The organism is Microbispora rosea, assembly GCF_044460045.1.
Classification (GTDB): domain Bacteria; phylum Actinomycetota; class Actinomycetes; order Streptosporangiales; family Streptosporangiaceae; genus Microbispora; species Microbispora rosea.
Window position 1 is genome coordinate 1 of sequence record NZ_JBITJO010000005.1, and the last position, 23,931, is coordinate 23,931.

Annotated in this window: 21 protein-coding genes; 9 read left to right on the top strand and 12 right to left on the bottom strand. The window is 71.4% G+C overall.

Translation table 11 applies throughout. The annotated features are described in order from the left end of the window. The 4 genes from ACIBK1_RS21980 to ACIBK1_RS21995 form a co-directional block, all read left to right on the top strand. A partial coding sequence (locus ACIBK1_RS21980) for an ABC transporter permease (protein WP_396737291.1) occupies window positions 1-333 on the top strand: 333 nt, incomplete at its 5' end. A 123-nt stretch (window positions 334-456) separates the two neighbouring features. Next, on the top strand, window positions 457-1,518 hold the full coding sequence (locus ACIBK1_RS21985; protein WP_396726855.1) for a substrate-binding domain-containing protein: 1,062 nt from the start codon (window positions 457-459) through the stop codon (window positions 1,516-1,518). Between the two features lie 15 nt (window positions 1,519-1,533). Beyond that, complete coding sequence (locus ACIBK1_RS21990) at window positions 1,534-2,712, top strand: Gfo/Idh/MocA family protein (protein ID WP_396737294.1); 1,179 nt, start codon at window positions 1,534-1,536, stop codon at window positions 2,710-2,712. Next, a complete protein-coding gene (locus tag ACIBK1_RS21995; RefSeq protein WP_396737297.1) occupies window positions 2,709-3,719 on the top strand; it encodes a sugar phosphate isomerase/epimerase family protein in 1,011 nt (336 codons plus the stop codon). The genes ACIBK1_RS21990 and ACIBK1_RS21995 overlap by 4 nt, the downstream gene beginning before the upstream one ends. Window positions 3,720-3,789: 70 nt before the next feature. Here the strand turns inward: ACIBK1_RS21995 and ACIBK1_RS22000 are convergent, their stop codons facing one another. The 5 genes from ACIBK1_RS22000 to ACIBK1_RS22020 form a co-directional block, all read right to left on the bottom strand. Continuing rightward, window positions 3,790-5,235 (bottom strand): AAA family ATPase, encoded by a 1,446-nt coding sequence (locus ACIBK1_RS22000; RefSeq protein WP_030506200.1) that lies wholly within the window; start codon window positions 5,233-5,235, stop codon window positions 3,790-3,792. A gap of 66 nt (window positions 5,236-5,301) precedes the next feature. Further along, a complete protein-coding gene (locus ACIBK1_RS22005) occupies window positions 5,302-5,796 on the bottom strand; it encodes an MSMEG_6728 family protein (protein ID WP_030506199.1) in 495 nt (164 codons plus the stop codon). A gap of 73 nt (window positions 5,797-5,869) precedes the next feature. After that, entirely contained in the window at window positions 5,870-6,955 is a 1,086-nt protein-coding gene (locus ACIBK1_RS22010) for a Zn-dependent alcohol dehydrogenase (protein WP_357322929.1), read from the bottom strand. Between the two features lie 51 nt (window positions 6,956-7,006). Continuing rightward, entirely contained in the window at window positions 7,007-7,201 is a 195-nt protein-coding gene (locus ACIBK1_RS22015; RefSeq protein ID WP_030506197.1) for a ferredoxin, read from the bottom strand. Window positions 7,202-7,243: 42 nt separating this feature from the next. After that, on the bottom strand, window positions 7,244-7,732 hold the full coding sequence (locus ACIBK1_RS22020) for a pyridoxamine 5'-phosphate oxidase family protein (protein WP_396737301.1): 489 nt from the start codon (window positions 7,730-7,732) through the stop codon (window positions 7,244-7,246). Between the two features lie 82 nt (window positions 7,733-7,814). On the opposite strand from ACIBK1_RS22020, the gene ACIBK1_RS22025 reads away from it, so the two are divergent. Then, on the top strand, window positions 7,815-8,444 hold the full coding sequence (locus tag ACIBK1_RS22025; protein WP_387074858.1) for a class I SAM-dependent methyltransferase: 630 nt from the start codon (window positions 7,815-7,817) through the stop codon (window positions 8,442-8,444). Between the two features lie 49 nt (window positions 8,445-8,493). Here the strand turns inward: ACIBK1_RS22025 and ACIBK1_RS22030 are convergent, their stop codons facing one another. Genes ACIBK1_RS22030 through ACIBK1_RS22040 form a run of 3 tightly spaced genes read right to left on the bottom strand, consistent with a single transcriptional unit; the run spans window position 8,494 to window position 11,538 of the window. After that, on the bottom strand, window positions 8,494-9,555 hold the full coding sequence (locus ACIBK1_RS22030; RefSeq protein WP_396737305.1) for a prenyltransferase: 1,062 nt from the start codon (window positions 9,553-9,555) through the stop codon (window positions 8,494-8,496). Further along, the gene (locus ACIBK1_RS22035; RefSeq protein WP_030506193.1) at window positions 9,552-10,265 is read right to left on the bottom strand and encodes a class I SAM-dependent methyltransferase; all 714 of its coding nucleotides are present in this window, start codon (window positions 10,263-10,265) and stop codon (window positions 9,552-9,554) included. The genes ACIBK1_RS22030 and ACIBK1_RS22035 overlap by 4 nt, the downstream gene beginning before the upstream one ends. A 31-nt stretch (window positions 10,266-10,296) precedes the next feature. Next, complete coding sequence (locus tag ACIBK1_RS22040; RefSeq protein ID WP_030506192.1) at window positions 10,297-11,538, bottom strand: glycosyltransferase family 4 protein; 1,242 nt, start codon at window positions 11,536-11,538, stop codon at window positions 10,297-10,299. A 255-nt stretch (window positions 11,539-11,793) separates the two neighbouring features. On the opposite strand from ACIBK1_RS22040, the gene ACIBK1_RS22045 reads away from it, so the two are divergent. Continuing rightward, window positions 11,794-12,819 (top strand): GDP-mannose 4,6-dehydratase, encoded by a 1,026-nt coding sequence (locus tag ACIBK1_RS22045; RefSeq protein WP_363533276.1) that lies wholly within the window; start codon window positions 11,794-11,796, stop codon window positions 12,817-12,819. A gap of 252 nt (window positions 12,820-13,071) precedes the next feature. Here the strand turns inward: ACIBK1_RS22045 and ACIBK1_RS22050 are convergent, their stop codons facing one another. Beyond that, window positions 13,072-13,671, bottom strand: a complete 600-nt coding sequence (locus ACIBK1_RS22050; RefSeq protein WP_396737308.1) for a hypothetical protein — start codon at window positions 13,669-13,671, stop codon at window positions 13,072-13,074. Beyond that, window positions 13,668-14,714 carry a PASTA domain-containing protein gene (locus tag ACIBK1_RS22055; RefSeq protein WP_396737311.1) on the bottom strand — a complete coding sequence of 349 codons (1,047 nt, stop codon included), beginning with the start codon at window positions 14,712-14,714 and terminating at the stop codon, window positions 13,668-13,670. Before ACIBK1_RS22055 ends, ACIBK1_RS22050 begins: the two co-directional genes overlap by 4 nt. 472 nt (window positions 14,715-15,186) lie before the next feature. On the opposite strand from ACIBK1_RS22055, the gene ACIBK1_RS22060 reads away from it, so the two are divergent. Continuing rightward, window positions 15,187-16,593 (top strand): ROK family transcriptional regulator, encoded by a 1,407-nt coding sequence (locus tag ACIBK1_RS22060; protein ID WP_396737314.1) that lies wholly within the window; start codon window positions 15,187-15,189, stop codon window positions 16,591-16,593. Here the strand turns inward: ACIBK1_RS22060 and ACIBK1_RS22065 are convergent. Then, a complete protein-coding gene (locus ACIBK1_RS22065; protein WP_030506187.1) occupies window positions 16,565-17,764 on the bottom strand; it encodes a cytochrome P450 in 1,200 nt (399 codons plus the stop codon). The two genes, ACIBK1_RS22060 and ACIBK1_RS22065, sit on opposite strands and share 29 nt — an antisense overlap. 184 nt (window positions 17,765-17,948) lie before the next feature. Between ACIBK1_RS22065 and ACIBK1_RS22070 the strand changes: the two genes are divergently transcribed. Continuing rightward, entirely contained in the window at window positions 17,949-18,293 is a 345-nt protein-coding gene (locus tag ACIBK1_RS22070; RefSeq protein WP_030506186.1) for an MmcQ/YjbR family DNA-binding protein, read from the top strand. Window positions 18,294-18,323: 30 nt separating this feature from the next. Here the strand turns inward: ACIBK1_RS22070 and ACIBK1_RS22075 are convergent, their stop codons facing one another. Next, window positions 18,324-21,233 carry an ATP-binding protein gene (locus ACIBK1_RS22075; RefSeq protein WP_396737319.1) on the bottom strand — a complete coding sequence of 970 codons (2,910 nt, stop codon included), beginning with the start codon at window positions 21,231-21,233 and terminating at the stop codon, window positions 18,324-18,326. Between the two features lie 433 nt (window positions 21,234-21,666). On the opposite strand from ACIBK1_RS22075, the gene ACIBK1_RS22080 reads away from it, so the two are divergent. Then, window positions 21,667-23,922, top strand: coding sequence for a TOMM precursor leader peptide-binding protein (locus tag ACIBK1_RS22080; RefSeq protein ID WP_076436753.1), 2,256 nt, complete (start codon window positions 21,667-21,669; stop codon window positions 23,920-23,922). Window positions 23,923-23,931: the final 9 nt, after the last annotated feature.

Below are 23,931 nucleotides of genomic sequence, written 5' to 3' on the forward strand. Positions count from 1 at the left end.
GTGCGTAAGCACACGCTGATGTTGTATGCGCTGTCGGGTCTGTGCTGTGGGATCGCCGCGGTGCTGATCATGGCGCGGACCACGACGGGGTCGTCGACTCATGGTGATCTGTATGAGCTGGACGCGATCGCGGCGGTGATCATCGGTGGGACGTTGCTGAGCGGCGGCCGGGGCACGATCATCGGTTCGATCCTGGGTCTGCTGATCTTCACGGTGATCACCAACCTGTTCATCCTCAACGGTCTCAACACCGCCGACCAGCTCGTCGCCAAGGGCGCGATCATCGTCGTCGCCGTGCTCCTGCAGCGGCGAAGCCTCAAAACACACACCTGACCCGGCTCCCTCACCTCTCCTTCTCGATCTTCCAGGTCCGCCGCCGTACGGTCGCGGTCTCGGCCTCCTACGCCCTTTTCCTCGCTTTCCTGCTCCTCCACCCCCACTGCAAGGGAGAACGACATGACACAGAACCCCGGCCGCCGGGGCTTCCTCCTCGGCGGAGCCGTCCTCGGCGCGGGCGCCCTCGTCACGGCCTGCACCAGCAACGAGCCGGCCGCTCAGGCGAGCGCGCCGGCCGCCGCTCCCGCGGCCGCGGCCACGGGCGGCAACGACGCCCCCGGCGACAAGGTCGTCATCGGCTTCTCGGCCCCGGCCGCCGACCACGGCTGGATCGCCGCGATCAGCAAGAACGCGGCCGACGCGGCCAAGAAGTACTCCGATGTGGAGTTCAAGCCGGTCGAGCCGACCAACGACATCAACCAGCAGATCTCGGCGGTGGAGTCGCTCATCCAGGCCAAGGTCAACGTGCTGGTGATCCTGCCGAACGACGGTGAGCAGCTCAACCAGGTCGCCCGGCAGGCGATGGACGCGGGTATCCCGGTGGTCAACGTGGACCGGGTCTTCCCCGACAAGCTGTCCTACCGCGCGTGGATCGGCGGGGACAATTACGGCATGGGAGTGGCGGCCGGTCACTTCATCGGCAAGACGCTGAAGGACAAGGGCGTGTCGAACCCGGTGATCCTGGAGATCCAGGGCATCGCGACGCTGCCGCTGACCCAGGACCGCAGCAAGGGCTTCGCCGACGCGCTGAAGACCTACGGTTTTTCGGTGACGGCGCAGCAGGACGCGAAGTTCACGGTGGAGTCGGGCACGTCGGTGGCGACCAACCTGCTGCAGGCGCACAAGAAGATCGACGCGATCTGGAACCACGACGACGACCAGGGCATCGGTGTGCTGGCCGCGATCAAGGAGGCCGGTCGTGACGAGTTCTTCATGGTCGGCGGTGCGGGTTCGGCCAACGCGATGCGCGACATCCAGGCCGACAGTGGTGTGCTGAAGGCCACGGTCACCTATCCGGCGACGATGGCGGCCTCGGCGATCAAGATCGCCCGGCTCATCGCGCAGGGCAAGGGCATGAGCGACCTGCTGGAGCAGGAGGTGCCGCAGTCGATCACGCTGGCATCGGAGACCATCACCAAGGAGAACGCGGAGAAGTATCTGCCGCTCGGCTTCGAATCCTGATTCGGGGGAGATCTAGTGACAGACAGCAAGCCGACGCTGGGTGTCGGCATGGTCGGGTACGCGTTCATGGGACGCGTGCACTCGCAGGCATGGCGGAATGTCGCCTCGTTCTTCGACCTTCCGGTAAGGCCCGCCATGGCGGCCCTGTCCGGCAGGTCGCCCGACCGCACGGCCGAAGCGGCGGCCACGCTCGGCTGGGCGGCCGTGGAGACCGACTGGAAGCGGCTCGTCGAGCGTGACGACGTGCAGATCGTCGACATCTGCACGCCGGGTGACAGTCATGCCGAGATCGCGATCGCGGCGCTGGCGGCGGGCAAGCACGTCCTGTGCGAGAAGCCGCTGGCCAACACCGTGGCCGAGGCCGAGGCCATGGCCGCGGCGGCGAAGGAGGCGGCTGCGCGCGGCGTGCGCAGCATGGTCGCCTTCAACTACCGCCGCGTGCCCGCGGTCGCGCTGGCCCGGCGGTTCGTCGAGGAGGGCAGGCTCGGGGAGATCCGGCACGTGCGGGCGCAGTACCTGCAGGACTGGATCGTCGATCCGGAGTTCCCCCTGGTCTGGCGGCTCCAGAAGGACAAGGCCGGGTCCGGCGCCCTCGGCGACATCGGCGCGCACATCATCGACACCGCCGAGTTCATCACCGGTCAGCTGCTGACCGGGGTGTCGGCGATGACCGAGACCTTCGTCAAGCAGCGTCCGCTCGCCGAGGGGTCGAGCGGCCTGGCCGGCGAGGGCGGCACCGGTCAGATGGGCGAGGTGACGGTGGACGACGCCGCGCTGTTCACCGGCCGGCTCAGCGGTGGCGCGCTGGCGTCCTTCGAGGCCACCCGCTTCGCCACCGGGCGCAAGAACGCGCTGCGCATCGAGGTCAACGGAGCCCTGGGAAGCCTGTCCTTCGACTTCGAGGCGATGAACGAGCTCTGGTTCTACGACGCCGCCGACCGGGACGCCGGTTTCCGGCGGATCCTCGTCACCGAGCCGGATCATCCGTACGCCGGGGCGTGGTGGCCGCCGGGCCACGGCCTCGGTTACGAGCACACCTTCGTCCATGAGACGAAGGACTTCCTGGAGGCGATCGCCGCAGGCGTCGACCCCGCACCGTCCTTCGAGGACGGGCTGCGGGTGCAGCGGGTGCTGGCGGCCGTCGAGCAGAGCGCGGCTGAAGGCAGCCGCTTCACACCTGTGGAGGGTTCATGACCAGGCCGGTCACGTTGTTCACCGGGCAGTGGGCGGACCTGCCGTTCGAAGAGGTCTGCCGGCTGGCCTCCGAGTGGGGCTACGACGGCCTGGAGATCGCCTGCTGGGGCGACCACTTCGAGGTCGACAAGGCCCTGGCCGACGACTCCTACATCGAACGCAAGAAGGAGACCCTGGCCAAGTACAACCTCGGGGTGTGGACGATCTCCAACCACCTCCTCAGCCAGGCCGTCTGCGACCACCCCATCGACGAACGCCACAAGGGCATCCTGCCCGCCCGCATCTGGGGCGACGGCGAACCCGAAGGCGTCCGGCAGCGGGCCGCCGAGGAACTCAAGGACACCGCCCGCGCGGCGGCCAAGCTCGGCGTCTCGACCGTCGTGGGCTTCACCGGCTCCTCCATCTGGCACACCCTGGCGATGTTCCCGCCGGTGCCGCCGTCGATGATCGAGGCGGGCTACGCCGACTTCGCCGACCGCTTCAACCCGATCCTGGACGTCTTCGACGAGGTGGGGGTGCGTTTCGCGCACGAGGTGCACCCCAGCGAGATCGCCTACGACTACCACACCACGGTGCGGACGCTGGAGGCGATCGGGCACCGGCCGGCCTTCGGGCTGAACTGGGACCCCTCGCACATGGTGTGGCAGGGCCTTGACCCGGCGAACTTCATCCTCGACTTCGCCGACAAGATCTACCACGTCGACTGCAAGGACGCCCGGGTCGCCACCCGCGACGGCCGGCGCGGCCGGCTGGCCTCGCACCTGGCCTGGGCCGATCCCCGCCGCGGGTGGGACTTCGTGTCCACCGGGCGGGGCGATGTGCCGTGGGAGGAGTGCTTCCGGGCGCTCAACCACATCGGCTACGACGGCCCGATCTCCATCGAGTGGGAGGACGCGGGCATGGACCGGCTGCACGGCGCACCCGAGGCCCTCGCCTACATCCGCTCGCTGAACGCCATCACCCCACCGGACGCCGCCTTCGACGCCGCCTTCTCCTCCGAGAGCTGACCTCTCTCCCCAGCACTCGAGAGGCCGGGGCCGGGCGCACCATCGGGTGCGCCCGGCCCTCCGGCATGCCTCACCCCCACGCCGCGACCACGTCGCCGGCGCCCCACGTCAGGCCGATGCCCTCCACCGAGGGATGGACTCCGGACAGCGACACCACCGCGAGGCCGCCCGCCTCCGCGTCGAAGCCCGGCACCTGCACCGCGTCGCGGCGCAGCGCGGCCAGGTCGTGACCGTCGAACGGGGTGCCGAGCCACTTGATCGAGCCCGCGAACAGCACCCGCCGCGCCACCGGTGCCCGGTCGGCGCCGACCAGGTCCACCTCCGGGGAGAAGCGGCGGTTCCACCATCCGCCGACGGCCTCCGCGTCCGGCCAGGGCAGTTCCCCCGACGCGGCGGCCATGCCCAGCGCCTGTCTGACGATCGGTTCGACGGCCCGCCCCCGCAGGCTCGCCCAGCGTCGCCGTACGAGTCCGAAGGCGAGATCGGGCCGTCCCCGATGCGAGTGTTGCGCCGCGGCGCGCAGCACGCCCAGGTACATCCGCAGGTTGTGATCGCGGATGCGGTACAGCGCCGGTTTTCCGGGCTGGACGGACAACGGCTCGTCCATCGCCAGGACGCGCTTCTCTCCGGTGAGCCTGCGCAGGAGAGGGGAGAGCGAACCGGACTGCAGCGGTCCCTCGCGCCCGCCCGCCGTCGCCGCGACGGCGGCGTGCGTCCTGTCGCCGCGGCCGACCGCTTCCAGCACCCGGCGGGCCTGGTCGGGCGAGGGGAATTCCGCGAGAAGGACGGATTCGGGCACGCCGAACAGGGGGGACGCCGGATCCTCGCACTCCTGCCGGATGAACTCCAGCGGGGGAGTGCCGTGCGGCCAGGCGCGCAGGATCCCGGGCAGCCCTCCGCTGGCGAGGTACGCGTCGATCGCGTCACCTCCGGTCAGGCCAAGCGCGCCGGCGGTCTCCGCGGGGTCGAGCGGGTCGAGCGCCATGGTGTCGGCGCGCCCGTAGAACGGCCGGTCGTAGGCGGTCAGCCGCTCCATCTTGTGCAAGTCGCTGCCCAGCAGGAGCAGGAGAAGGGGCTTGGCCGACAGGAGCCGGTCCCAGGCCGTCTGCAGCGCGCCGTCGAACAGGTCGTCCTGTTCCGCCAGCCAGGGCATCTCGTCGATGACGACGATCGACGGGGTCGGCGGGATCGTCGAGTGCAGCACGCGGAAGGCCTCCGGCCAGCTTCCGCTGGTCACGCGGACGACCTGCTCGGGGTCGGCGGGCAGGCACGACTCCTTGAGATCGGCGCAGAACTCCTCGACCGCCTTGACCGGCGACGTCCCTTTGGTCGCGGTGAAGAACAGATACGGCACCCCGGCCTTGTCGCAGAACTCCTGCACGAGCCGGGACTTGCCGACCTGCCGGCGTCCCCTGATGGCCATGGCAGCGCCGGCACCCGTCCGGCGAATTCGGTCGAGGCGCTTGGCCAGGGCGGCCAGCTCCCGCCGCCGGCCGATGAAAGGAACCGCGCCCACCCTGCCCCTTATGTAGATGACATCTACGTAGATGCAATCTAGACGCCTGGCCGTCCTGCGACGGTCCTAAACGGTGCGGCGGGGTGGGAGCAGGGCGTTGACGCGGTCGGAGTCGGGCCAGACGTAGGGGAGGTCGTCGGGATCTCCGGGGAACTTCGGGCCGTAGAACTCCGGGTCCTTGCGCAGCAGGGCCGAGCGGTGACTGAGGTGGAGGGCGGGGTCGCCGAGCCACGGCGGCAGCTCGCCCGCCTCCGCGAGGGCCGCCTGGACGCGGGGCGCCTCGATGCCCCGGTAGTCGAGCAGTTCCCTGGTCATCGTCCCGGCGCAGGTGTCGGCGCGGCCCAGGCCGCACCAGGCCGACACGATCTCCAGGCCGTAGCGGACCAGCGCCTCCTCGTACCCGGCCCACATGTGCGCCACCGGATGGTGCCGCCAGCCGTACCCCGGAACGGTGAGCGTACGCAGGACCTGGAGGGCCTCGACCCGCTGTTTCCCGAGGCGGAGCGGGTCGAGGACGCGGGCGGTGGCCGCGAAGTCCGGGTACGGCAGGAACGTCTGCATGTCGCCGCTCGGGTTACCCCGGCCCGCCGGAGATATCCCCCGCGCCGGGGAGATCTCCGGCGGCCCGGTGGCGTCAGTCGAACAGCACGATCTGCCGGAGCACCTCGCCGCCGCGCAGGGCGTCGACGGCGTCGTTCAGGTCGCCGATCCTGATCCGGGAGCTGATCATGCTGTCGAGGTCGAGCTTGCCCGCCTTGTAGAGGTTCACGAAGCGCGGGAAGTCCCTGCGGACGTCGGCGTCCCCGTACAGCGAGCTGAGGAGGTTCTTGCCCTCGAACAGCAGGTTGAAGGCGGACAGCGGCACCATGTCGTCCATGGCGCCCGCGCCGACGACGATGACGTCGCCGCCGCGCCGCGTCGCCTGCCAGGCGGTCATGATGGCGGCCGACTTGCCGACCACCTCGAAGCCGTGGTCGAAGCCCTGGCCGCCGGTCAGCGTGCCGATGGCGTCCATGAGCTGGTCGGGGGTGCAGGCGTGGGTGGCGCCGACCTTCTTCGCGAGCGCGTGCTTGGACTCCAGCGGGTCGATCGCGAGGATCGTGGTCGCGCCGGAGATGCGGGCGCCCTGGATCACCGACAGGCCGACGCCGCCGCAGCCGACGACCGCGACGGTCGCGCCGGGGCGAACCTTCGCGGTGTTGAGCACCGCGCCGACGCCTGTCGTGATGCCGCAGCCGATCAGGGCCGCCGCCTCGTACGGCACGTCGGGGTCGACCTTGATCGCCCCCTGCCACGGCACGATGATCTCCTCGGCCCAGGTGCCGCACCCGGCCATGCCGAACGCCGGGGTCTGGCCGGCGAACAGGAAGCGCGGCTCGGTGAAGCTCTTCATCATGTACGTCATGCAGAGGTTCGGCTGACCGCCCACACAGCTCGGGCAGTCGCCGCACGCGGGCGTCCAGTTGATGATGACGTGGTCGCCCGGCTGGACGGTGGTCACGCCGTCGCCCACCTCGACGACCTCGCCCGCGCCCTCGTGACCGGGAATGATCGGGAGCGGCATGGGGAGCACGCCGGTGAGCACCGAGAGGTCGGAGTGGCAGACGCCGGTGGCCTTCACCCGCACGCGGACGTCGCCCGGGCCCACCGGCGTCAGCGTGAAGTCGTCTCTGATGTCGAGCTTTTCGTCGCCGACCGCGTGGAGAAGCGCGCCGCGCATGGGGGACCTCCCGGTCTTTCAGGCTGGTCTTTCATGGTTGGGTGCCGCGCGTCACTCGTCCTCGAGCGACAGCGCGGCCTTGGGGCAGGACCGGACCGCGTGGCGGACCCGGTCGAGCAGTTCGGCGGGCGGCTCCGGCATCAGCACGTGGAGGTTGTCCTCGTCGTCGACCTCGAAGACCTCGGGCGCCAGGCCCATGCAGACGGCGTTGGCCTCACACACGTCGTAGTCGACCTTGATCTTCATGCGCGTCCTCCTCCTGTGCGTCGCGTCGCGCTGGAGTTCACGTTAGGGCCTGTCCCTTGTCGTGACCGACCCGTCGCCGCCGAGCTTGCGGTGATCCCAGGAGACGACGCGGGCCGGCTCGACCACGTAGGCCACGCGCTTGCGCGCGGTGTGCTCGACGTAGGCCCGTGCCTCGGGGGAGTCGACGGGCACGCCGGTCATCCGCCGGGTGACGTCCAGGCCGACCTCCAGGACGGCCGCCGGGTCGTCGATCAGCCGCGCCTTGCCGTAGACGAGCACGCCGCGCAACCGCGCGTACTCGTCCCCGGTCTCGACCAGGCAGCTCACCCGCGGGTCGCGCTCGATGTTGCGGGCCTTCTGCGACTTGGCGTACGTCCAGAACGTGACGCGGCCGTCGTCGAGTCCGTAAAACATCGTGACCAGGTGCGGCGTGCCGTCGGGGTTGATCGTGCCGAGCTGGAGTTTGCGGGCGGCCCGCAGGAGCTCGGCGATCTCTTCCTCGCTCATCGCGATGCGGGCGCGCTGGTTCACGAAGCAAAGTAGAACATGTTGCATCAGGGGGGACAAGGGGCAGTTCCGAACCTCGTTCGGCTTGTTGGGTAGGGTGCCCGGCATGGTGACCCCGATGCCCGACGACCTGCGCCGCGCCGCCGAACAGGCGCGCGGGTTCATGCCGCCCGCCGAGGGCGAGGCGCTGTACGAGACCGCCTGCGCGTACGGCTCCCGCGGGCCGATCTGCGAGGTCGGCACCTACTGCGGCAAGTCGGCGATCTACCTGGGCGCCGGGGCGCGCCGGGCGGGCACGGTGGTCTTCACGGTGGACCACCACCGGGGCTCCGAGGAGATCCAGCCGGGCTGGCCGCACCACGACCCCGAGCTGGTGGACCCGGAGACCGGGCGGATGGACTCGCTGCCGTTCTTCCGCGCCACCATCGCCGCCGCCGGCCTGGAGGACGAGGTGATCGCGGTCGTGGGCGCGTCGGCCACGGTCGCCCGCCACTGGTCCACTCCGCTGGCGGTGTTGTTCATCGACGGCGGCCACTCGGAGGAGCCGGTGACGGCCGACTACGAGGGATGGGCGCCGCACGTGATGAAGGGCGGCGCGCTGGTCTTCCACGACATCTACCCCGACCCCGCCGACGGCGGGCAGGCGCCCTACCGGGTCTACCTGCGCGCGCTGGAGTCGGGCGCCTTCCGCGAGGTGCGGGTCGTCGGGTCGCTCCGCGTGCTGGAGCGCGTCTGACGGCGTACCCGGCAGGGAGCCCGGATCGGCCGTGCGCGGCGCCGTCCGGTCAGGCGCGGGCGCGCTCGCAGCCGCACTCGCCGGTGATGCGGGCCTCCCGGCCGCCGGCGTCGCGGAAGATCCCCGAGCCGGGGGTGGCGCGGGCGAGGGCGTCCGCGGCGAGCACCACCGCGGCGGCCGTGTATCCCGAGCGCTCGTTGGGGAAGTGCCGCTGGTTCACGAACTGCCAGCCGGTCCAGTAGGAGCCGTCCTCGTGGCGCAGGTGCTGCATGTCGGCGAACACCGCCAGCGCGCGCTCCCGCAGCCCGGCCGCGTCGAGCGCGAGCACCAGTTCGCACGACTCCGCGCCGGTGACCCAGGGCTGGTCGGAGACGCAGCGCGCGCCGAGGCCGGGCACGACGAAGGTGTCCCACTCCCCGTCGAACCGCCGGGCCGCCGCGTCCCCGCGTACGGCGCCGCCGAGCACGGGGTAGTACCAGTCCATCGAGAACCTGCTCTTGTCGGCGAACGCCTCCGGGTGGCCGGCGACCACGTGGCCGAGCTGGTCGGCGGCGAGCTCCCAGTCGGGCTGCGGGTCGCTCAGCCGCTCGGCGAGCAGGGCCCCGCACCGCAGGCCCTGGTGGATGGACGAGCACCCGGTGAGCAGGGCGTAGTCCGCCGGGCGGCCCTCGGCGTCACGCTGCCAGAGGATTTCGCCGCGCGCGGTCTGCAGGCCGACGACGAAGTCGAGCGCCCGCGCCACCACCGGCCACATCGACCGGGCGAAGTCCTCGTCGCCGGTCACCAGCAGGTCGTGCCAGACCCCCACCGCGATGTACGCCGCGTGGTTGGACTCGCCGGCCGCCTCGGCGGGCTCGCCGCCGCGGACCTTCATGGGCCAGGAGCCGTCCGGGCGCTGGTGCCGTACGAGCCAGTCGTAGCCCTTGCGGGCCTCCTCGCGCAGCCCGGCCACGGTCAGCGCCATCAGGCACTCGATGTGGTTCCACGCGTCGATGTGGCCCTCGGGCCAGGGGACGCCGCCCTGGTCGTCCTGGACGGCGGCGATGCTCTCTGCCGTACGGACGACCTGCTCGGTGGTGATGATCCCTGGAACGTCCGGCACCCGCGTCATGCGGGCTTCCGGACGTAGACCACGACGCTCTTGCCGATCAGGGGGTTGAGCACGGCCTCGGCCAGCCGGGTCGCGAGGGGGCGCTTCATGATGTCCCAGACGAGAAGCTCGTGGTAGGCCTTGGCCAGCGGGTGCTGGTCGTCGTTCACCCCGACCGCGCACTTGATCCACCAGTACGGCGAGTGCAGGCCGTGGGCGTAGTGGTGACCGCCGACATCGAGTCCCGAGGACTTGAGCTTCGCCTGGAGCTCCGCCAACGTATAAATCCGGATATGTCCGCCGGGGGCGGTGTGGTAGTCCTCCGACAGGGCCCAGCAGATCCGCTCGGGCAGGAAGCTCGGCACCGTGATCGCGGCCCGGCCGCCCGGCTTCAGCACGCGTACGATCTCGCGCATCGCGGCCAAGTCGTCGGGGATGTGCTCCAGCACCTCGGCGGCGATGACGCGGTCGAACGACGCGTCGGGAAACGGCATGTGGAGGGCGTCGCCGACGACGGTGTCCCCGGTCGCGCCCGCCGGCACCTCGCCCTCCTTGTCCATCGCCGCGAACATGGCCGCCACGTTCTCCATCTCGGCGGCGTCCATGTCGAAGGCGACCACGTCGGCACCCCGGCGCAGCACCTCGAAGGCGTGCCGGCCACCACCGGCCCCGAGGTCGAGGACGCGGTCGCCCGGTCCGACGGGCAGCCGGTTGAAGTCGACGGTCAGCACTCGGTGCCTGCCTTTCGTGGGTTCTGGGAAGTCACCGCGAGGGGGTGTGGGCGGCGATGGCCTCGTGATAGGCCTCCACCGTGCGGCGGGCGACGACCGGCCACGCGTAGCGCTCCATGACGCGGTCGTAGCCGCGCCGGCCGAACTCCGCGCGCTCTCCGGGGGAGTCGAGCAGGCGGCGCAGCACGGCGGCCAGTTCCTCGGGGTCGCCCGGCGTGACCTGCACGGCCGCGTCGCCGACCACCTCGGGCAGGGCGCCCGTACGCGAGGCGACCAGCGGAGTGCCGCACGCCATGTGCTCGACGGCGGGCAGCGAGAATCCCTCGTAGAGCGAGGGGACCACCGCGACCTCGGAGGTGGCGATCAGTGTGGCCAGTTCCTCGTCCGGGATGCCGTGCACGAACCGGACACGGTCGTGCAGCGACAGCTCGTTGACGAGCTGTTCCGTGGGTCCTCCGGGGGTGGGCCTGCTCACCACGGTGAGGTTGACCTCGCGCTCGGTGGCGAGCTTGGCGACCGCCCGCAGCAGGGTCGCCACGCCCTTCATGGGGGAGTCGGCGCTGGCCACGGCCACGATCGAGTTCTCCCGCTTCGGCAGTTCCGGCCGGGGGTGGAAGAAGCGCGTGTCGACGCCGAGCGGGATCAGCCGCATGTTGGACTGCGGCACGTTGAAGTCGCGGTGGATGTCGGCGAGCGACGACTCGCTGACGGTCAGGATCGGGCTCAGCCGGGGCGCCACGATGCTCTGCATGCGCACGAAGCCGTACCAGCGGCGCATCGACAGCCGCTTCCAGCCCTTGGCGGCCTTCAGCTCGATCCGCCGGTCCACGCTGATCGGGTGATGGATGGTGCCGACCACCGGGAACAGCCGCTGGATGCCGAGCAGTCCGTAGCCCAGGGTCTGGTTGTCCTGGACGACGTCGAAGTCGCCGCGCCGCCTCTTCAGCTCGCGGTAGGCCCGCAGGCTGAACGTCAGCGGCTCGGGGAAGCCGGCCGTCCACATCGTGGCGACCTCGAGCGCGTCGATCCAGTCGCGGTATTCGTCGCGCTTCGGCGTCCGGAACGGGTCCTCGTCGCGGTAGAGGTCCAGGCTCGGCACCTTGTTGAGGATCACGCCCTCGTCCAGCTCCGGGTAGGGCTGACCGGAGAAGACCTCCACGTGGTGGCCCAGAGCGACGAGCTCGCGGCTGATATGGCGCAGGTACACCCCCTGACCGCCACAGGTGGGCTTGCTGCGGTAGGACAGCAGCGCGACTCGCAGCCTCTCCGCCAAGAGGCACCCCTTTCCAGCCGGTTTCCCGCCGTGCCCCCGTGGGGCTGCTGCCAGGAACACTACCATTTGACCTTAGATGGGGTAGGTGAGGTGGAAAGGGTCCTCGCGCGACTCTCACCCTGCCCGACCTGGGGTGTTAGCTTACCCGAACGAGATTCGGTGTAACCCGTTCTAGTGGTGCATCTATAGGCACGGCCGGGCAGGGCGGTACATTCGCCTCTCATAGGCCAAGTTGGGCGCTACGAGGAGGATCCGTTGGCCAGGCGTGCGCTGATCACCGGCATCACCGGTCAGGACGGCTCCTATCTCGCAGAACACCTGCTGAGCGAGGGATACGAGGTCTGGGGCCTGGTCCGCGGGCAGGCGAACCCCCGCATCCCGCGCGTGCGCAGGCTCCTGCAGGACGTGCGGCTGGTCCGCGGCGACCTGCTCGACCAGGGATCGCTGATCTCGGCGGTGGAGAAGGTGCAGCCGGACGAGGTCTACAACCTCGGGGCCATCTCGTTCGTGCCCATGTCGTGGGAGCAGGCCGAGCTGACCGCCGAGGTGACCGGCATGGGCGTGCTCCGCGTGCTGGAGGCCATCCGCGTCTGCTCGGGGATCACCGCCTCTCGCGGCTCGGCGGCCGGGCAGATCCGCTTCTACCAGGCGTCGTCCTCGGAGATGTTCGGCCAGGTCAGGGAGACGCCGCAGACCGAGCGCACCCCCTTCCACCCGAGGTCGCCGTACGGCGTGGCCAAGGCGTACGGGCACTTCCTGACGCAGAACTACCGCGAGTCGTACGGGATGTTCGCGGTGTCGGGCATCCTGTTCAACCACGAGTCGCCCCGGCGGGGGGCCGAGTTCGTCACCCGCAAGGTCTCGCTCGGCGTCGCGCGGATCAAGCTCGGCATGGCCGCGGAACTGCGCCTGGGCAACCTGGAGGCGCGCCGCGACTGGGGGTTCGCCGGCGACTTCGTCCGGGCCATGCACATGATGCTGTCGGCCGCCGAGCCCGAGGACTACGTCATCGGCACCGGGCGCACGCACTCGGTGCGCGAGCTGGTCGAGGCGGCGTTCGCCGCCGCCGGGCTGGACTGGGAGCAGTACGTCGTCTGCGACGCGTCCCTGCACCGGCCGGCGGAGGTCGACCTGCTGTGCGCGGACCCGAAGAAGGCCCGCACCCAGCTCGGCTGGGAGCCGACGGTGTCGTTCGAGGAACTCGTGGCCATGATGGTCGAGGCCGACCTGCGCCTGCTCGCCGACGGAGGCGACCCGGAACAGGACTCCTCCTGGGCCTGACCGGAGATCGCCGGCGTCGACATCGTCGACATCTGAGCCGGGGCTCACCGGATCGCGCGCCGGCGGCTCTTGGGGCGACCCGGGTCCGTGGCGGACGACGTACGGGAAGAGCGCATGGATCCCCCGTCGGGACGCACACCCGCGATGCGGGGAGATGGGGCGGGAGGGTGGTTCCAGCGCATCGTGAGCCGCCATGACACGCGCTGTCAGATCCCGCCGCGCCACGCTGGGTCGAACCGGTCGGAGACGCGGTCAGGAGGGCGGCCGGGCCAGCAGGATTCCGGCGCCGAGGGGAACGGCGACGGCTGGGATGCGGATCGGCATCTTCCTCTCGCCGATCTTGAATCCCTCCATTCCCCAGCTCACCGCGACCTCGCAGTCCCCGCCGGGACGGAGGGTCACCAGCCGCCCGTCGCGGATTGCCGCGCTCAGCAGCCCGATCGTGAACGTCAGGTCGACGGAGAACGTGATCGTGAGCACTTTGCGCTCGTCGGCGTAGACCTCGACGTACGGGCGGTGCTCCGAGGTGATCGAGTGCGCGGCCAGGGAGACCGGCTCGATCTTCCCACGGCGGCCGTTCTCGTGACTGCGCACCGCGGCGGCCTGCAGCTCGCGAGACTTCTGCCACCCGGCCGCCAGGACCGTCCCGAGAGTGATCTCATGGAGCAGGCCGGCGCCGGCCTCGGGCAGCTGAGCGACGAGTTGCCCGGCGAGGACCGGGGCGTCGCGGCAGATCGTGCTCATGACCTGGGGGTCGCGGACGACGCTTGCCGCCGCCGCCACCGCGCCGCGCGCGCTGTCGTAGAGCGCGAGGGCGGCCGTACCCGGATTCGGGTTGATGGTCAGGTTCATGACAGGCCTTCCCGGATCTCCTGCCGGCCCGGGTCCGGGACGACGTGAAGACGTACGGCCGGGCGGGGGCCGCGGCTCTCGTGGATCCGCACGTTCGGGGACGGGTCGGCGCGGGAGACGAGACGCACCTCCCGGCGGCGGTCGTGGTCCCGGTCAGGTGCGCGCCGGCCGCCCCGGGCCTTCCATCCGGCGAGGCCGAGGAGCGCGGCGGCGACCACGACGAGGGCGAGCCCTGGCGGCACACCGAAGTCGGAGCCCGTCTCCTCGCCGGAGAGCGCGGCCGTCGGCGCCGCCTCGGGGCTCTCTTCGGGCGACTCCTCCGGCTGCGGCGACTCCGGTGGACTCGGTGAGGGGCTGTCGTCCGGGCTCGCCGATGGACTCACGGGTGGGCTCACCGGTGGGCTCACGAGGGACACGTCGCTCAGGACGACGTCGATGGCATCGCCGATGGTCAGCTCGCCTCCGCCGGGAGGGCTCTGGTCCTCGACGATCTGGTCGTCGCGCGCGTCGTCCGCTCCTCTGAGCGTCAGCCCCCGGTCCGCCGCCGTCTGCCGCGCCTCCTCGACCGTACGGCCGATGAGGTACGGCACCTCGGTCGAGCCGTCGAGGAGCAGGCTGACGGCCTGCCCGTAGGCGAGCCGCCCGCCGGGCGCGGGAGTCTGCTCGGAGACCTTCCACTCGCCGGTGGCCTCCGGCTGCCCGGTGGTCACGCCGAACCCGGCCTTCTCCGCTTCGGCGGTGGCCGCGGTCAGCGTCATCCCGGTCAGGTCGGGCACCTGCCCTTCCAGGTAAACGCGGACCCCCGTGATTTTGAATTCGATGCACGACAGCGTCTCCGCGCTGCTCACGAAACTCGTCCCGGGAGGAACGGGATCGGGCACGGTCACGACCCCATAGCCGAAATGGTTGTGGAGCGTCTCGTACGCCTGCTCGTACGTCTGACCGGTCACGTTGGGCGGGGGTGGGCATTTCGCGGCCTGCGCCGGCGTGGCCCAGAACGCGGCGGCGGCCATGGCGAGGGCCGCGATCAGGCGTACCGGCATCATCGTCTCCGGAACGAGTCGGGGTTGTCCGAAGGGAACGGATCTGGGTCGCCCGGACGGGACGCGCCAGGTTGTCCGAAGGGAACGGGGGCGGGTTTCCCGAATGACGGGCTTCTCGAAGAAATGTTGCGAAGAACCGCGGTCAGCTCGCCTGAGTATCCCCCTACTCATATGTGCAAGCGCAATTCCCCGGTCCGATGAGCGGACCGGGGGGTGCGGGTCCACGCCCAGCGCGAGGGCCGGCCTCAGGACGTTGTGGTCACCGGGCACGTGCCGGGCGAGGTCGGCCACTCCACCTCGTGCGGCGCCTCGTCCGTGGTGATCTTCGTGACCAGCACGAGCAGCCATGGGGCGGGAAGGGTGGTTCCAGCGCATCGCGAGCCGCCTGACACGCGCTGTCGAGATCTCCCGCACCCTCGCCCGGCCGCTCGCAATTTGACATAAAACCTACTGATTTTGCATGCTTTCTCGCATGCGGCAATTCACGCCAGAGGTCGTGCTACCGGCGCGACGCGGGCACGAGCAGGCCGTGCTGGGCCTGCTGCGCGCGTACGGCCCGCTCAACCGGGGCGAGCTCAGCCGGCGGTGCGGCCTGTCGCGGACGACCCTGCACGACACGCTCAGCGGACTGCTGGCCGCGGGTGCGGTGGTCACCGCGACGCCGGACGAGGCGCCGCGCGGCCGGGGACGTCCCGCCGAGCGGCTGGCCCTCAACCCCGCGGCCGGTCAGGCCCTCGGCATCGACTTCTCCCGCCGCGCGGTGTACGTCGCGGCCGTCGGCGTGACGTACGAGATCGTGGGCACGGCGGGGGAGGCGCACGCGCCCGGCCTGCCGTGGCCCGACCGGGTGGCGCTCGCCGAGCGGCTCGTCCGCGGGCTGCTCGGCGGCGGGTTGTGGCGCAGGGCGCTCAAGGGCGTCGGCGTGGGCGTCGTGGGCCCGCTGACCGGGGCATGGGATGGGTCTCGGGACGGCGCTTTCTCCGGCGTCGCGGCTCTGCTCGGAGAGCGCTTCGGCGGGCCGGTGCTGCTGGACAACAACACCAGGCTCGCGGCGCTCGCCGAGTCGACGTGGGGCGCGGCCGCCGGTGACCAGGACGCGCTCTATCTGCGGCTGTCGTACGGCGTCGGCGGCGGCGTGGTGGCCGGAGGGGTGTTGCACCGCGGGGCCGACGGGGTGTCCGGGGAGATCGGGCACGTTCCGGTGGACCCGGCCGGGAGGCCCTGCGAGTGCGGCGGCACGGGATGCCTGGAGACCGTCGCCTCGATCAGGGCGGTGCTCGACGCGTATCGCGCCAGGGGCGGCCGGGGCGACGACCTGCCCGCGCTGAAGGCCGCCGTGGAGGCGCGCGACCCGATCGCCCTCGGCCTGCTGTCCGAGGTGGGCGGCCAGATCGGACGGGTGCTCGCCGCGCTGTCCAACGCGATCGGGCCCAGGGTGATCGTCGTCGGCGGCGAGCTGGCCGAGCTCGGCGCCCCGCTCCTGGAGCCCGTCCGAAAGGCCCTGGACGCGGGCGCGGTGCCGATCTCGCGCCATCGGCTGGCCCTGCGCCGGGCGGCGCTCGGCGGCGTCGCGGGCGCGCTCGGCGGCGTCGCCCTGGCGCTCGGGGAGTCTCCGCTGCTGTCGCGCTACCCGGCCCCGGAGCCCGAGCCGGAGCCGGAGCCGGAGCCCGGCCCCGCGGCATCACCCGCCGATTCACGGGCAGGCGGCCCTGCGGATTCGCCGGTCGGCCGGCGCGGCGGGCGGGGCGGGCCCTCACCTCGCCCCGCCGCCGGGTGGGGCGTGGCACAGGCCCGGCCGCGCCGGCCCCTGACTCCGCTGCCGTCGCTGCCGTCGTTGCCGACGCTGCCGGTCAGTCGAGGGCGACGGGCAGCGTCTTGATGCCGTTGATGAAGTAGGACCTCAGCCGGCTGGCCTCGCCGGTCTGCCGGATGCCGGGCAGGCGCTCGGCCAGCACCTCGAAGAGCACCCGAAGCTCCAGCTTGGCCAGGTGGTTGCCGAGGCAGAAGTGCGCGCCGCCGCCGCCGAAGCCGATCTGCGGGTTGGGGTCGCGGCCGATGTCGAACTCCTCGGGCCGCTCGAAGACCTCCTCGTCCCGGTTGGCCGCCGCGTAGAAGACCACCACCTTGTCGCCCTCGGCGATCTTCTGGCCGCGGATCTCGGTGTCCGCTGTGGCCGTACGCCGGAACAGGTTGACCGGGGACACCCAGCGGACGATCTCGTCGGCGGCCGTCCTGGCGAGAGAGGGGTCGTCCACCAGGCGCTTCCACTGGTCCGGGTGCTCGAAGAGGGTCAGCATGCCTCCGGACGCCGCGTTCCTCGTTGTCTCGTTGCCCGCCACGATCAGCAGCAGGACGAACAGGTCGAACTCGTCCTCAGTCAGCGTCTGCCCGTCCTCGTCGGGCTGCAGGAGCCTGGTGACGATGTCGTCGCGCGGCTCCTGCCTGCGTGCCGCGGCCAGCGTGTGGGCGTACGAGTAGACCTCGATGGCGGCGGCCTGCCCCTCGTCAGGGCTGGTGGAGTAGTCGGGGTCGTCGCTGCCGATCATGCGGTTGGACCACTCGAAGATCTTGTCCCGGTCCTCGACCGGCGCGCCGAGCAGCTCGCAGATCACGTACAGCGGGAGCGGCGCGGCGATGTCGCGTACGAAGTCGACCTCGGGCTTGTTCTGGACCTCGTCTACCAAGGCGTGGCAGATGTCCCTGATGTGCTCCTCCAGCCGCCCGATCTGGCGGGGGGTGAAGCCGCGGTTGACCAGCGAGCGGCGCCGGGTGTGGTCGGGCGGGTCCTGGTTGAGCATCATCAGCCGCTGGAACTCGCGCTGCTCCTCGGGCATCTCGTCGAACAGCGCCAGTTTCCGCGCCGAGGAGAAGAGGTCGGAGTGACGGGAGACGTGGACAACGTCCGCGTGCTTGGTGAGCGCCCAGAAGCCGGGCCAGTCGCCCTGTCCCTCGTGCCAGTAAACGGGCGCGTTGTCCCTGAGCCAGCGGAGCTGGTCGTGCGGCACTCCGCTGCGCGCGTAGCGGTCCTTGTCGACGAGGTTGATTTCCATGACATCACCTAATCGGGTTTGGCTGCCCTTGGTAAGAGGGACGATCGCCCTGCCGGCGCTCGGCGAGAGTGCGGTCAGTGATACTGAAACGTGTTCTATTACGGAGCCTTCGGCCCGTCAAGCGGCCCGCGGGTGACGGATCGCTGCGGCGGCCTTGTCGGTGGGCTCTGGTACGACTGGGCGCATGGGTGTGAGCGTCGAGGAGTTCCTGTCCATGCTGGACCGGTTGCCCGAGGTCGGCCAGGGCGAGGGCGGCGACTGGGTCTCGTTCAAGGTGCGCGGCAAGGGTTTCGCCTACCTGTGGGAGCGCACCGAGACGGTGGGCCTCAAGGCGACGATCGAGGAGCAGATCGCGCTGGTGGCCGAGCGGCCCGAGGTGTTCGAGCCGCAGTTCACCGCCGGGCGTTTCGGCTGGGTCGTGGTCCATCTGCCGAAGATCGACCCTGACGAGCTGTTCGAGCTGGTGACCGAGGCGTGGTGCCTGACGGCGCCGAAGTCCCTCGTCGAGGCGCACGAAGCCCGGCCGTGAGGCCGGCGGGCCACCGGCCGAGCAGGGGCCCTACGCCTCCTGGCCGTGCCATTCCTCCTGGCCGTGCCATTCCTCCCGGCCGTGCCGTTCCTCCTGGCCGCGCCGCTCCTCCTCGCCGGCGCGGGGGCGGGTCTCGGCCGGGCGCTCGCCGAGCCGCCTGACGACCTCCGCGAGCTCGGCGCGGGTGTGGATGCCGAGCTTGCGGTAGATGCGGGCGAGGTGGGTGTCCACGGTCCGCTTGCTGATGGACAGCTCGGTCGCGACCTGCAGGTTGCTCATGCCGCGCAGGACCAGGTCGGTGACCCGTCTCTCCCCGGCCGTCAGGGGCGACGGGCCGTCGGCCTGCCCGCCACGGGCCCGGCTGCCGATCGTGGCGAGGTTGCGCTCGGCGAGCGCGGCGAGCCGTACGGCGCCGCAGCCGTCGGCCAGGTCGTACGCCTCGCTGAGGGTGTCGTGGGCGCGGCGCGTGTCCCCGGCGGCCCGCAGGGCGATGCCCAGGCGCACCATCGCCCGGATGCGCTCGATGCCACCGGGCCCGTCGAGCACGGACAGCGCCTCGACGAGCAGGTCGAGCCGGCGGGTGCCCTCGGCGGTCGTGCTCGCGGTGCTCAGTGCGCGGCCGATGCCGTCGGGCGCGCCCCAGGCCCGGGCCAGCTCGAGCTCCTCCTCGGCCAGGCGGTGGGCCGGCCCGCGCTGGCCGAGCCGCAGGTAGGCCAGCGCCGCCTGGCCCCGCCAGCCCGCGCATGCCGGGTTCACCACCCCCGCCGACAGCAGCTGCCGCCCGGCCTCGAGCAGGGCCGGCAGCCCCTCGCGCACGTCGCCCCTGGCGACCGCCACCCGGCCCTGAACCTCCAGCAGGGCCGCCTGCAGGAGGGGGTGCACCGGTTCACGCGCGGTGACCTCGTCGAACAGCGCGTCGGCGACGTCGAGTTCGTCGCGTTCGAGGAGCACGCGGGCCATGCAGGACACAGCGGCGACGTGCAGCCCGGAGGCCTGCGAGCCGCGCGCGAAGTGGACGGCGTCGCGGGCGTGCGCCAGCGACGCGCGCAGCTCCCCCCTGCGATAGGCGATGTCCGACAGCAGCGTGACGGCGAGGGCCTGCCCGGTCATCGAGGCCCGCGCCCGCGCCTCCAAGGCCACCTGCTCCGACCAGTACGCCGCCTCGTCCACGCGGCCCGCCCACACCAGCGCCATGACCAGCGTCGGCGGGATCGGCCCGCCCCCGTCGAGGCAGCGCCGGACCAGGGTCAGCGTGCGGTCGAGGTGCCTGCCCCTGGCCGCGCCGGACAGCGCGGCGGAGGCGAGGTAGTCCTGCGCCCCCGCGCTGGTGGCGGCGCCGGGTTCGGCGTTGAGCTGCCGCATCGCCGCGCGCGAGCCGTATGACTGGCCGGTCAGCAGCGCCTGCGCGCCGAGCCGCAGCAGCACCTCGCGGTCGGGGAGCCCGCCGGGCGGATCGTCGTCGAAGCCCCGGGCGATGTCGCAGAAGTTCGCGGCGGCCTCGGGGGAGTTGAGCGTGAGCAGGGCTGAGGCGAAGGGCGCCAGGAAGTCCGCCCGTTCGCCGGTGTCGCCGGCGAGGGCGGTCACGGTGCGGAAGTGCCGCAGGCAGGCGGGGATGTCGAGGTGCACCTCGACGGCGCCCAGCTCGGCCGTCACCTGGAGGACGGCATGGTCCTTGGCCGTGGCGAGCGCGCGGTGGAGATAGCGGGTCGCGTCCTCCCAGGCGTTCTCGGAGACCGCCTCCCGCGCGGCCTCGCGCAGCACCGACACGGCCCACGGGTCGCCGGTGGGGCTCGCCGACAGCAGGTGCCGGGCCGACCGCTTGGGCGGCGAGCCGAGGCGGTGCAGCAGCGAGGCCGCCCGCCGGTGCATGTCGTCGCGCGTCCGGGGGTCCATGCGCGCGAGGATCGTCGACTGGACGAGGTCGTGGGTGAACCGCTGCGGGGGGCTGCCCTCCAGCAGGCCCGCCCCCGCGAGCGCGTGCCCCGCCTCCTCGGCCGCGACCGCGCCGTAGCCGGCCAGCATCGCCGCGGTCTCCAGCCCGGCGTACGGCGCGATGATGGCCAGGCTCTGCAGGAGAGCGAGGAGGGACGGATATCTGGCGCCGAGCCATTCCAGGACGGTCTCCGACAGGGCCGTCGCGCCGATCCGCATCACCCGGGGCAGCTCGGACCGGTGCGGCAGGATGTCGGCGGCGGCCAGCCGTCCCGCCGTCTCCAGCAGGAGCAGCGGATTGCCCTTGGTCAGCCGGTGGCAGGCCGCGACGATCTCGTCGTCCACCGGGGCGCCCAGCGCCGACTCCATGAGGGTGGCGGCGCATCTCCGGCACAGAGCCGAGGGCCGCAGCGACCGCGCGTACGGCAGTGCCAGGATGTCCCGGACCGCGTCGCCGGCGCTGCGGTCCTCCACGTCGCAGGTCAGGATCATCACGATGGGCAGGCCGTCGAGCCGCCTGGCGATGTAGGAGCACCACTGCGCCGACTGCGGGTCGGCGTGGTTGAGGTCGTCGACCGCGATGACCAGCGGCTGTCCCGCGGTCAGCGAGCGGGTGGCCCGATAGAGGTCGTCGAGCAGCGTGGCGGGCACGGCGGGCGCGTTCCCGTCGTACGGCACCGCCGTCAGCGCGGGCGCGCGCACGCCTCCGTCGAGGACGGCGGCGGGGGCGCCGGGCTCGGCCCGTCCCGAGCCGCTCATCATCGGGTCGAACAACTGCCGGACGATGCCGAACGCGAAGCCGCGCTCGTCGGCGTGGCCCCGGGCGCTCAGCACGACCCCGCCCGGCCTGCGGGCCAGCGCCGCGTGCAGCAGCCGGGTCTTCCCGATCCCTCGCGTGCCCTGAATCACCAGTACGGCCGGCCTTCCTTCGCGAAGCCCCGCCAGTACCTCGTCGACGACCTCTAGCTCCTTGTCCCGGTGCAGTAGTACCGGCCGCCCTGAGGCCATCCCTACCCCCGGACCATGTACCGATTTTTCTCGACATACGGATCATGCCGGACAGGGCCAGCGGGTTGTCAATACTTGAAATCGGGATGAGTAAACACAATGGTACTGACCAGTGAAAGCAACATATCGTCATGATTTCCTGTCCGCCGGATAGGAAGATCGCCCTTCCGTTCCGGAACCCCTATGGCGTAGGGGATCCGGGCGACCGAATCATCACCGCAGGCCGGCGGTCAAGGCTCTGCGGGGCGATGCGCATACGTATTCCGCCGCGCCGCCCGCGATACGCATCACCGTACGCACAGGTCGTGATCCCGCTTTGTGCGCGCCCGTTGTACGTATGCGTCCGCAGGCAGATAAATACGTCTTTACTTTTTCCGTAAGGCAATGGAATTCTCCGCTCATCGGCTTAATCACGGAGTGAATGGCGGGGGGCATGGAACGGCCACGGCTCAAGGCGCACTTCACCACCGAAGTCCTCGACGACGCGAAAGTCTTCCTATTGGCGGAAGGCCAGCACTATCTCGTACGCGGCGCGGGCTCGGGCCGCGTACTTCCCTATCTCGACGGCCGGCACACGGTGATGGACATCGTCCAGGCCCTCGCCGGCGAACTGTCCCCGGCCCAGGCGGTGCTCGCCGTCCGGCGTTATGAGGTCGCCGGGCACCTGGTCGAGGGCCGACCGCCCCTGACCGACCCGGTGCTCGCTTTCTGGGACGCGCAGGGCGTCGATCCCGCGGCCGTCGTCACGGCCCTGGAGCAGACGACCTTCCGGATTTTCGCGGGCGCGGGCGTCGACCCCGGCCCGGTCGAGGCGCTGCTGCGCGAGCACGGGCTGCGCACCGCTCCGGACGGCGACGGCCCGGTCGTGGCGGTGGTCGACGACTACCTCGACCCGGGCCTGGAGAAGCTCAACGCCGAGTGCCTGGCGGCCGGCCGGCCCTGGGTGCTGGTCAGGCCGACCGGCACGGTGGCCTGGCTGGGACCGCTGTTCCAGCCGGGGGAGACGGGCTGCTGGGCCTGCATGTCCCAGCGGATCGAGGGCAACCGGCAGGTCGAGCGCTACCTCGCGGGCAAGCGGGGCGACGGGCGGCCGACGCATCCGGTCCGCGAGTCCCTGCCGGGCGGTGCGGCGGCGGTGGGTGGGCTGCTCGCGGCCGAGCTCGCGCGGGCCGCCGCCACCGGCAGTCCCTCGACCCTGCAGGGCAAGATGATCACCATCGACCTGCGCGCGCTCACCAGCGCCGAGCACCAGCTGATCCGGCTGCCGCAGTGCCCGGTGTGCGGCGACCCGTCGCTGATCCGCGATCGCGAGCCGAAGGTGGCGCTGGCCGCGCGGACCGCCCGGCACGCGACCGACGGCGGCTACCGGGTCGAGCAGCCCTCGGCGACGTACGCCCGGCTGGAGCGGCACATCAGCCCATACCTGGGCGCGGTCACCCGGCTGCGGCCGTGGGCCGACGAGGACAACGGCGTGACCTACAGCTTCACCGCCGGTCACAACTTCGCCATGCTCGGCGACAACATGGACCTGCTGCGGCGCAACCTGCGCGGACAGAGCGGCGGCAAGGGCCGGACCGAGATCCAGGCCAAGGTCAGCGCCCTGTGCGAGGCGATCGAGCGCTACTCGGGCGTGTGGCGAGGCGAGGAGCCGGTGCTCAAGGCGGCCTACGCCGACCTCGACGAGGGTCTCGCGGTCCACCCGGCCGACCTGCTGCTGTTCTCTGACACGCAGTACGGCCACCGGGACGCCTGGAACAGCGACCCCTCGCACCGGCTGCACCTGGTGCCCGAGAGGTTCCGCACGGACCTGCCGCTCGACTGGTCGCGGGCCTGGTCGCTGACCGCCGACGAGGAGCGGCTGATCCCCGCCGGCTACGCCTGGTACGGACATCCCGACCTGGAACGCCACTTCTACTGCGTCGGCGACTCCAACGGCAACGCCTCCGGCAACACGCTGGAGGAGGCGATCCTCCAGGGGTTCTGCGAGGTCGTGGAGCGGGACGCCGTCGCGCTGTGGTGGTACAACCGGGCCCGGCGGCCCGCCTTCGACCTCGACTCGCTCAACGACCCGTACATCGACACGTTGCGCGAGTTCTACGCCGACATGGGCCGCAGCCTGTGGCTGCTCGACCTGACCAGCGACCTCGGCGTCCCGGCCTTCGCCGGCGTCTCCCACCGCCTCGACCACCCGGTGCAGGACATCATCGTGGGCTTCGGCGCCCACCTCGATCCCCGGATCGCCGCGCTGCGGACGCTGACCGAGGTCAACCAGTTCCTCCCGTCCGTACGCCGCAGGGACGAGAACGGCGAGACGATCTACCACGACGACGACATCGCGACGCTCCGCTGGTGGAAGGAGACCACGCTCGACAGCGACCCCTGGCTGCTGCCCGACCCCGCACAGCGCCCCCGCACGCTCGCGGACTACCGGGTGCCCGAGGGCGCCGACCTCGCGGCCGACGTCGAGACCTGCGTCGCCAGGGCCGCCGGGTGCGGCCTGGAGGTGATCGTCCTCGACCAGACGCGACCGGATCTGGAGCTCAGCGTCGCCCGGGTGCTGGTCCCGGGCATGCGTCACTTCTGGCGTCGGCTTGGCCCGGGCCGCCTGTACGACGTCCCCGTGGCCCTCGGCTGGCGGACGGAACCGGCTCTGGAGGAGGAGCTCAACCCCACCAGCGTCTTCTTCTGACCCGATAGG

Bases quoted from the DNA above. Each gene is read 5' to 3' on its own strand.
- ACIBK1_RS21985 (WP_396726855.1), top strand. From the start codon at position 457: ATGACACAGAACCCCGGCCGCCGGGGCTTCCTCCTCGGCGGAGCCGTC.
- ACIBK1_RS22070 (WP_030506186.1), top strand. From the start codon at position 17,949: ATGGGTGTGAGCGTCGAGGAGTTCCTGTCCATGCTGGACCGGTTGCCC.
- ACIBK1_RS22010 (WP_357322929.1), bottom strand. From the start codon at position 6,955: ATGCGCGGCGCGCTTCTCCACGCGGTCGGCGACGAAAAGCTCGACATC.
- ACIBK1_RS22080 (WP_076436753.1), top strand. From the start codon at position 21,667: ATGGAACGGCCACGGCTCAAGGCGCACTTCACCACCGAAGTCCTCGAC.
- ACIBK1_RS22065 (WP_030506187.1), bottom strand. From the start codon at position 17,764: ATGGAAATCAACCTCGTCGACAAGGACCGCTACGCGCGCAGCGGAGTG.
- ACIBK1_RS22025 (WP_387074858.1), top strand. From the start codon at position 7,815: ATGGTGACCCCGATGCCCGACGACCTGCGCCGCGCCGCCGAACAGGCG.
- ACIBK1_RS22030 (WP_396737305.1), bottom strand. From the start codon at position 9,555: ATGACGCGGGTGCCGGACGTTCCAGGGATCATCACCACCGAGCAGGTC.
- ACIBK1_RS22015 (WP_030506197.1), bottom strand. From the start codon at position 7,201: ATGAAGATCAAGGTCGACTACGACGTGTGTGAGGCCAACGCCGTCTGC.
- ACIBK1_RS22050 (WP_396737308.1), bottom strand. From the start codon at position 13,671: ATGAACCTGACCATCAACCCGAATCCGGGTACGGCCGCCCTCGCGCTC.
- ACIBK1_RS22075 (WP_396737319.1), bottom strand. From the start codon at position 21,233: ATGGCCTCAGGGCGGCCGGTACTACTGCACCGGGACAAGGAGCTAGAG.
- ACIBK1_RS22060 (WP_396737314.1), top strand. From the start codon at position 15,187: ATGCGGCAATTCACGCCAGAGGTCGTGCTACCGGCGCGACGCGGGCAC.
- ACIBK1_RS21995 (WP_396737297.1), top strand. From the start codon at position 2,709: ATGACCAGGCCGGTCACGTTGTTCACCGGGCAGTGGGCGGACCTGCCG.
- ACIBK1_RS22055 (WP_396737311.1), bottom strand. From the start codon at position 14,714: ATGCCGGTACGCCTGATCGCGGCCCTCGCCATGGCCGCCGCCGCGTTC.
- ACIBK1_RS22005 (WP_030506199.1), bottom strand. From the start codon at position 5,796: ATGCAGACGTTCCTGCCGTACCCGGACTTCGCGGCCACCGCCCGCGTC.